Annotated in this window: 8 protein-coding genes, 1 tRNA gene and 1 pseudogene; 9 read left to right on the top strand and 1 reads right to left on the bottom strand. The window is 51.8% G+C overall.

Annotated elements, in window-relative coordinates; translation table 11 throughout:
* Nucleotides 1-209: 209 nt before the first annotated feature.
* Entirely contained in the window at nt 210-2495 is a 2286-nt protein-coding gene (locus ACTQ48_RS06160) for a hypothetical protein (RefSeq protein ID WP_441570385.1), read from the bottom strand.
* Nucleotides 2496-2795: 300 nt separating this feature from the next.
* On the opposite strand from ACTQ48_RS06160, the gene ACTQ48_RS06155 reads away from it, so the two are divergent.
* From ACTQ48_RS06155 to ACTQ48_RS06115, 9 genes and pseudogenes are all read left to right on the top strand, one after another.
* Complete coding sequence (locus ACTQ48_RS06155) at nt 2796-3866, top strand: hypothetical protein (protein WP_441570384.1); 1071 nt, start codon at nt 2796-2798, stop codon at nt 3864-3866.
* A gap of 242 nt (nt 3867-4108) precedes the next feature.
* Entirely contained in the window at nt 4109-4576 is a 468-nt protein-coding gene (locus ACTQ48_RS06150) for a dCTP deaminase domain-containing protein (RefSeq protein WP_441570383.1), read from the top strand.
* 21 nt (nt 4577-4597) lie between these two features.
* The gene (locus ACTQ48_RS06145; RefSeq protein WP_441570382.1) at nt 4598-5014 is read left to right on the top strand and encodes a nucleotidyltransferase family protein; all 417 of its coding nucleotides are present in this window, start codon (nt 4598-4600) and stop codon (nt 5012-5014) included.
* Nucleotides 5015-5038: 24 nt separating this feature from the next.
* Nucleotides 5039-5407: a hypothetical protein gene (locus ACTQ48_RS06140; RefSeq protein WP_427747405.1), complete on the top strand. Its 369-nt coding sequence runs from the start codon at nt 5039-5041 to the stop codon at nt 5405-5407.
* Between the two features lie 2 nt (nt 5408-5409).
* Nucleotides 5410-5718 carry a type II toxin-antitoxin system RelE family toxin gene (locus ACTQ48_RS06135; protein ID WP_441570381.1) on the top strand — a complete coding sequence of 103 codons (309 nt, stop codon included), beginning with the start codon at nt 5410-5412 and terminating at the stop codon, nt 5716-5718.
* Nucleotides 5719-5906: 188 nt separating this feature from the next.
* Entirely contained in the window at nt 5907-6053 is a 147-nt protein-coding gene (locus tag ACTQ48_RS06130; protein WP_441570380.1) for a hypothetical protein, read from the top strand.
* Between the two features lie 45 nt (nt 6054-6098).
* A pseudogene (locus tag ACTQ48_RS06125) lies at nt 6099-6320 on the top strand (DUF3825 domain-containing protein); the annotation flags it as partial.
* A 138-nt stretch (nt 6321-6458) separates the two neighbouring features.
* A tRNA-Val gene (locus ACTQ48_RS06120) sits at nt 6459-6533 on the top strand.
* Between the two features lie 382 nt (nt 6534-6915).
* Nucleotides 6916-8073, top strand: coding sequence for a hypothetical protein (locus ACTQ48_RS06115; RefSeq protein WP_441570379.1), 1158 nt, complete (start codon nt 6916-6918; stop codon nt 8071-8073).
* The last annotated feature ends 209 nt before the right edge of the window (nt 8074-8282 follow it).

Genomic DNA, 8282 nt, shown 5'->3' with positions numbered 1-8282 from the left:
GCTTGCGGACAGGGTCGAGGCGGCATAGGATATCAACCGTATTCCAGATTCTGGGACGCCGGGCCGACTCGCTTCGGATCGGGCACTACACCAACTTTCTCAACACTACCGGGCATATCGGCTAACGCCGATATGCCCCGCTCTATTTATTAACGTTGTTAATGCTGACCTTGAAAAATATGGCTATGGCTCTAATTTAAACTCAATATTTACTGGCTCAAATGAGGGACTTCAGATAAATATTGAATGAGCTGTTCCATTGAAATGGGTCCTTCGTTCGACAGCGCCGACAGTGCAACATATAGCTCATTTGCTAAATTGATTCTCGATAATTGCTCTACTCCAAATTCGCTTTCGTCTATCTCTAGGCGGGCGTCATGGACAGACATCTTTTGTTGGATCACTTTTGACCGCTTGCTTTCCATTGGATGATGCTCGTAATGAAAAACAGATCTGTTGCTTTCCGCCTCTTCAGTAAACTGACAATATGTTAAATCGATATCCAAGTCGAGGAACTCAAGCGAAAGCCAAGAATGAACAAACAGGGGCTCTTCGACGTTCGGATAGTAGACGCTGACAGTTTTGATCATGCACCGCTCGCTCCTGAGCGCATAACAGCCAACGAGCGCAGCGTCTAGAAACCCTTCGTGTTCGCTAGGAAACGATTGGCAAAATTGATAGGCATGTTCCAGTCCTTTTACTGCTTGCCCATGCTTGATTCTTAAAATGGAGTCTTTAAGCCAAAACGCCCTGGCGCAGACCGCTGCAACGGCTCTTTGTTCAACCAATTCGGGTTCATACTGTTTCACCGAAGAATTTATTCCTTGGTACTGTTTAAAGTAGGAGACACTTTCATCCTCGTTGCCCAGCAAGGCATGGTAGTAACTCAATTTGATTAAGATGCTTGCACAATAAGGATGCTCCATAAGACCGCTTAGGCGCTCCTCAATATCATGCATTAGATCGAGTGCTTCAGCTAATGGCTCATATGTGCTTCTGCCATTTCTGCCCAATGGCCTAATTAAACTGTCAATTAGCATAAATTCAGTCTGCACAGTTTCAATGTTCAGACTGTTTTCCCTGTACAAACTTATCGTTTCTCTTAACAAAGCCTCAGGCTCTTCTATTCCAATCCCTGTGATAGCGACTCTCTGCTGAAGAATCTTAATAAGCTCACGCATTAAAGCAGAGCGCATATATATGCAATCAAGGGGCAGTCTTGCCAGCTCTTTTCTAATATAGGGTTCTGCTTCTTTTTCAAAATACTCATCGGAACGAGTATCAAGATCTTTGTAGAGAACCCGTTTCTCCGGCTTCATCCGTCGGAATAGCTCATGAAGACCCATTAGAACAGAATACTTTTGTCTGCCATTTAGGCTTTCGATATACGATTGCCTTTCATTTATATAATCCAAGCAAGCCTGGGGGTCACACTGGGCCGTCCAAGAAATTCCCAATAGGCTAATGGCAGCAACAAGCTGCTTTCTTTTATTACGTATTTTTGAGATATAGCCTTTAGGCCCCAGCTCGGACTTAATGAAGGACGTTATGTCATCGGGTTTACAGTTTGATTCCCTCAAAAGAGCCAGCTTTAGATTTGCTAATCCCACTAATTCGGAAGTCGTTCGCGGCTTCCACAATGCAGTTCTTGTTTCTACAAGTTCGTTAGCTTCATCCATGCGCTTTAAACGAGCCTTGTTTATGACATAATTTTCAAATAGAACTTCGACAAGAGGCCTACAACGATGCCTGTGCTGTTTCATGTAATTGAGGGCATAGGCAAATTCTGAGTCAGCAATTCGTAAATTACCCTCGAATACGTGACAAACACCTTTATTGATATATTGTTCTGCGAGCGCGAACGCATCTTTGCTATTCCGATAACGGACCTCTCCGTCATTGTGGGTAGCAATGGACTTAGACAGATTGCCTTGGTAAAAGTGAATGGCACTCAGTAGATACATTTGATAGGAATCATTGCTAAGCGTGTCCGCTGCAGCTTTTGCCTTATTCAGAGCACCCATTGCCACAAGCACCTTTGCTTGGCAGCGTGAAAGATAGATTGACTGTTTCCTGGTCATAAATGTACGAGGCAACCTGGAGAGCAGGGAGCGTATCTTATAGATGGGGATCTTAGGTTCAAAGACATTTGTCTGATCGATACAAAAACGAAGAAGCACACTGATTAAGCCGGAACCAATGATACCGACGATGAGCAGCGCAACACTGGCTTTGAGAAGAAGTAATGAAGCAGGGGTGAGCAGTCCCGTATATCGTTTCAAATAATATGCAGATGCAAATGTTACAAGCGTAGCTAGCATTACGAAGCTAGTGATACAGCGATATGCATACGCACCATTCTGCGATTTCAGTTTCTTGTGCAGCCAAATCTGGAGCTGCCACAACGCTCTAAAGGAAGCTATCGTCAGGAGTAGACATATGAGAATGTCGTTATCTGTAACTAAATACTGAAGTGCGGTTTCGAATTCCGTCATGTTGTCCAATCGCTTGAGCTTTCGGATCCTATTTTAATGTAGTCGTGAAACATGGTCCGGAATACGATTAAGGTCTTACGGAACAACTGAAGGACTTGAACATTGGGGAGCCGATGTGCATCACGATGCAAATGCGGAAGCCTCCTTTCACCGATTGGCAAAACGATTTACACCTATTTTTGGGAATTCATCACAGGCTCTTTCCCCGCTTGTAGCCCGATCTCGCTACACTAATAACTGCTGCTACCAGGTGGTTTTCTGGCGCGGCTTCCATTGGCTCTTGCGAAGATCGGAGCGGTTATGTTTGCTGCCGCGTTCCACACTAGCCGTCACTACATCCTGTTTACTGTCATGGCCTGCCTATGCGTTTTGCTGGGCGGGCCTTCTTATGCCGCGGGCGCGGAGAGCCTGTTCATTGCGGGCGCCACGTACTACGAGCCGGGCGTTTCGGGCCCCGGGTGGGCCTGGACCGATGCCGACCATCTGGAGCTTAACGGCTACGCGGGCGAGGCCATCGGCGCCGAAGGCAACCTGGTGGTGACGCTGACCGGGCAGAACACTGTTGTCGAGACGAGTGCGCCCGACGTGGACATCTCGCGTTGCGGCATGGAGGTGTGGGGCAATCTGACGCTCTGCGGCGCCGGGTCGCTGACGGCCACGGGCTCGCAGTGCGGAATCTACGTGTCGGGGACGCTCGCGGTGGACGGCTGCAAGGTTGACGCGCGGGCCGACGGCGCCGGAATCGTGGATGCGCGGGTGGCCGGCGTGATCGCGGACGGTCTTGCCGTTCGCCGCGGTGGGCGCGTTGTCGCCGCGGGCGCGGGCTCCGGGGCGGGCGTAAGCGCCTATGGTGTGTGTCTGCTGGGCGGCGCGGCTGGGCAGCTTGCCGTCGATGCGTCCTGGCTGGATGCTTCGGGCGCCGAAGGCGGCGTCGCCTGCCTGGGCGGGTCGCTTGCATCCGCGCGCTTTGTGGCGCCTGCGGGCGGGGCCTTTGGCGCAGGCGGTGTCGTGGATGCCGACGGGTACGTGGCAGCGCATGTGACGATCGAGCCCGTGAATACCACGGCGCCGGCGGGGGAGACCGCCGGTCCCGATGCGCCGGGCGATGGCCCGTCCGCCCCTGGCACCGACCCCGCTAACGGCAAGCCAGCTGCGGATCCCTCGACGAATCCCACACAAAAGCCCGCGTCCGCGACTAAGACGGTGACCACGACCACAGTGGCCAATACCACGGCCGTCAAGGCCTCCAAGCGCAAGGCCACCGCCGCGACCTCCTCGCTCCCCAAGGCCGGTGATAACTGCTGGACCTCCGCATCCCTAACGCTAATCTTTCTCGGTATAGCGCTCCTATGCGCCGCGATTCGCTGCTAAAGCGCTCGATTTCCAGAGGCGAAGAGAAAATCGAACCGTCAAGCCCAAACCGATCTCTAGCAACATATCCGTGGCTAGATATAGTCCAGGCCGATATCCCGTATCCAACTAAGTCCACTTCTCCTATGCCCCCTTTGGGGGCAGTCACTGTTGCTATGCCTTGGTGCTATACTCGGAGGCCTAAGGAAGTGGTTCGTATGTACTTGAGCGATACTAAGATTTAGGAGCTAATCGACAGCAAGGTGCTTCTCAATGCCGATGCTTCGAACATCGGACAGGTTACGTATGACTTGCGCACCGAGGGATTCTACATCAACGAAAGCAAGCAATCCGAGGTAGAGCTTGGCCCCGGAGATTCGGCATTCGTCTCATGCGTTGAATGTGTTGCGTTGCCAAACGATTTGACCGCGAGCGTGCTTCTGCGCAATTCGCGCATTCGCCAGGGGCTTTCTTTGGATGCGCCGCTATATTTTCCCGGGCATGGAACACGGCTGTTCTACCGCGTTACAAACGTAAGCGGTAACACTATTACGCTCGATAAGTCTAAGGGTATAGCGCAGGTCGCATTCCAGCACGTTGATGGCATGGTGGCCCACCCTTACCACGGCGCTTTTTCTGATGAGCTCAACTTTAACGGACTTGCAGATTATTCCGACGTCTATGCCGGAGAACTTAAAAAGGTGTCTCAAGTCGTGGGAGACTTGACCTAAGGTACGTTCAATTGCTCCTAAATGAGAGTATTGGCTTACGCCAATACCCTCACTTTCGCCCGAGGCGAGCAAACGCCCGATAGCGATATTGGCTTGCGCCTAGTCTGCGGCAACACCATGACGTTCGGCACGCTTTACGAACTCTCCCATGAGCTCGAGAAGGAACTTGGGCGAAAAGTTGATATCGTCACCAACCCACCAGAGCACATGTGCCCGCCCTTCAGCAAAAGCATCGAACAGGATGAGGCCGCCGAGCACAATATCCTCGGCATTGGCGCTCGCAAAAACCTTACACTGCAGCATCGAAGACCTTGTCTGGCAACCGATCGCCATAGAGTACGATTCGAAACCCTGTTCATCCGTAATCTAAATACTAAGATAATTGTTGTTTATCTTTCCTTTCAGTACGTATTTAAATGGGTCTATAATACGTATTAGAAACACATTTTGAAGGAGGTTGCTATGGTTGCCGTAATAGACAAGAAACTCGTTTTCGGACGCGAACAGGTGCTGACTTCGACGCAGGCAAGCAAAAATTTTGGCGAAGCGAGACGTCGCGCTCGAAGGGAGCCGCAATTTGTCTCAGACAGGAACGATGGCATCGATACTGTTATCGTCAGCTTCGACGAGTTCGAAGCGATGGCGGTTGAACTCGAACAGCTCAGAGAGGAGCGCCTGCACGCCATAGCCGCTGCAAGGCTCGCGCAGGGCGACGCTGATTCGAATCGCAAGGGCATCCCGTTCTCCTATACCGTGGGACGTGAGAGGTTCGAGACCATGCTAGAAGCCGAGGCGACCGATCCCATTTCCGACGAGGAGCTGTTCGAGTGAGCGTGGCTAGGTTTAAAGTTGAGTTTTACGACAAGACTTCCGAGAAAGAGTATCTGTCACTCGATGGCTCGCTCCGCGCTATGGTGAACAAAGGTATTGCGCGTCTTGCACTTCGAGCCGATGAAATTGGTAAGCCACTTTCGGGTCTTCTTGCAGGTTGTAGGGAACTTAAGTTTCGCACTGATGGCATTCGCGTAATTTATCGCATCCGCGATGGGCACGTCGAAGTAGTTCAAATCATCGCAATAGGTGCATGGGACAAGGGCAAGTTTTTCGACCTGGCATCTAGACGCCTGGACAGCGATGATTGATTGCCTCAAGAAAAATCTATTTAGATTGCATGGTCACCGTCCGGATCCAAGACCTTGTATCCGGAAACCGCTCTCGCGCCGATCTCGCGGAAGAGCTTAGGCGCAATTGCGTTGTGTGTCTCGACTGCGCTTCGCCTGTATAGAATCAAACCTTCCGCACGCTGGTTACTGAATGGATTGGACGTCGCATGGAACTCCCTAGCACCCTGTGCAGCAATGCCTACGACTTTGCGTTTTGTCCCGAGCGCTGCTACGACCGCCTGGCCGACCTTGTCGACCCCGAGGACTGGGGCTCAGCAACCGCAGCCTCAAAACTACCTGTCGTTTTCGTTTAGCCGCGCTGTGTTCCTGACCGAGCGCGACGCGGACCAGACCGCGCCGCAGCTAGCTACACGCTCGCCGTGCCACAGTTCTATTGTGGCCGAATTCAGCTGCTGCTGCCGTTGTGCCTGACCGGCGACAAGCCCGAGCTGGCGCTGACCATCCAGCGCGAGGACGGCTTTTACGCCGCGCGCACCTGTCTCACGCTCGACATGGCTTACAAGGCTTACAACAACGCGCGGCGCATTTGCCGCCCCGAGACTTCGTGGATTAAACGATAAATGGTGGTTTAGCTGTGGGTTTGCCGGTTACCTTGGTTGCTTTGGTTTGGCTGGAGCCCACGAATTTAAAAACGAGGGCAAAAAGTTCTTGGTAAACCGCGCGCGGCTATGTTAGTATCTCTTTTGCCGAAAGGCGACGGGCGATTGGCTCAGGGGTAGAGCATATCCTTCACACGGATGGGGTCACAAGTTCGAATCTTGTATCGCCCACCATCAAAAGCACAGGTCAGAGGTGTTAAGCCTCTGGCCTTTTTCTTTTTGACACCAAGGGTGACACCAAAACTGACACCAAAAATAAATCGTAGTCGTCTAAGGCGTCATTATTTTCGCGCCCTTTTTGCTGATGCTATCGCATGTTTTGTATAAAACGCATGCGTACATTCATTGAATTCCCCATGTGATCCGCGCGCAAATGTGGAGACAGGGACCACACGCCCAGGGCTCCTTCCAGCGGATTTCTATCACACGAGGGTTTTTCGGCAGAACTCGTCAAGCTATTGGTTTGCTTCCGGTACTTACCCGCATGATGGCCCAGTAGATAATCGGCCATGCCCGTGATCCACACGGCCCGCGGCCGAAACCAGGGGAGGCGCAAATGGACGAAATCGTCTGCTCAAACACCGCATTTCGCTACTGGCGCTGCCCGCCGCAGGTGCGCGATCTCTACCCGCGCCTGCCCAACTCTGAAGACGGCTGGCGAGCTCTATCCCAAGCCCCTTTCGTAACCGACGTCCTCAAGACCCCGATTATCGCTGTAGCTTCGCCAGGTTGTTGTAATCACCACTCGGGATTGCGCTCCACTATTCGCTGGGAAGGGGCATCGGATGCAGGCACAACAATCGACACTCATTTAGGCTTTAGTGTCACCAATCCGCTTAACACGTTATTTACTATGACACGCTTTGTGTCTCAAATAGATCTCGTGCTGGCTATGTACGAACTATGCGGCTGGTTTTCTGTTTTCGAGCCAACTCCCGCTGCCGAAATGCAGCTAAAAATTGCAGAAGAGGAGAATCGCAATTCCTGCACGCAGGATCTGTTCGAACTTGGAGAGGGCGAAGACGAGGTTCCTTGGAAACGAGTTTATGCCCACGCAACCGTTAAGGTCCCAGATAATGAAGGCCAATCGAACAAGCGTGAGGATGGAAGAGAGGTTACGAAACTCAAAGGTACTTCTCTTTGGATGAGAAAGCCGCTTATCGAACTGAGCGACCTGCATCGATTCGCCGATAAGGTCAAAAGTCAAATGTGGGGAAAGCAGTTTTATGATGCCGCTCAACAGGTTATCGGCATTGCTGCATCTCCACTCGAGGTCGCGGGAGTCCTGCTCCTAAGTCGTTCTCGACGTCTAGGTGGTTCAGGTTTCAGATACGTATACCTCAACGATTTAACCCCTCTATCCGAGGCAGCCCAAAGCATCGCAGGTCAAAAAGTCTGCTACGGCGACATCGTGATTGTAAACCCAATGCTAATGAAGGCAGTAATTATCGAGATTCAAGGTGAAGTCATCCATGGATCAGGCGCGGTACTTGACCACGATGCGGAACGTATGACTGCGCTCCAGAGCATGGGTTTCGACGTGTTCCTGGTAACCCACGATATGCTTAACGACAAAAAGCAGCTAGACACCATAGTCAAAAGCGTCTGCAGTCGTTTGGGGATTCGATATAAAGCCAAATCCGAGGCGATGAAGCGCGCCGAGACGCGACTGCGAGCAAATGTTTTGTGCAACTGGTTGGAAATCGGGAATTAGCCGGCAACGAGATACTAGAACAACCTTGTTTGCCTGCCAGTGAACTGGTGCCATTTCAAAACCATGCCGGATTACGGGGCTGGACCCGGACCGGCCGTCCATACCCTGCATTTCACGAAATTCGCAAGTCGTCTACCTGCGGTTTTGATTTTACCGATTACGGCATGCCCGAGGGTTCCCGGCCTGGCCCCGTAAACCGGCATGGTTTT

The organism is Collinsella sp. Sow4_E3 (assembly GCF_052116285.1).
GTDB lineage: Bacteria > Actinomycetota > Coriobacteriia > Coriobacteriales > Coriobacteriaceae > Collinsella.
This window is presented reverse-complemented; position numbering and strand designations above follow the sequence as displayed.

Excerpts from the sequence above, each read along its gene's own strand:
- ACTQ48_RS06160 (WP_441570385.1), bottom strand. The coding sequence starts at position 2,495 with ATGACGGAATTCGAAACCGCACTTCAGTATTTAGTTACAGATAACGAC.
- ACTQ48_RS06155 (WP_441570384.1), top strand. The coding sequence starts at position 2,796 with ATGTTTGCTGCCGCGTTCCACACTAGCCGTCACTACATCCTGTTTACT.
- ACTQ48_RS06145 (WP_441570382.1), top strand. The coding sequence starts at position 4,598 with ATGAGAGTATTGGCTTACGCCAATACCCTCACTTTCGCCCGAGGCGAG.
- ACTQ48_RS06140 (WP_427747405.1), top strand. The coding sequence starts at position 5,039 with ATGGTTGCCGTAATAGACAAGAAACTCGTTTTCGGACGCGAACAGGTG.
- ACTQ48_RS06130 (WP_441570380.1), top strand. The coding sequence starts at position 5,907 with ATGGAACTCCCTAGCACCCTGTGCAGCAATGCCTACGACTTTGCGTTT.
- ACTQ48_RS06115 (WP_441570379.1), top strand. The coding sequence starts at position 6,916 with ATGGACGAAATCGTCTGCTCAAACACCGCATTTCGCTACTGGCGCTGC.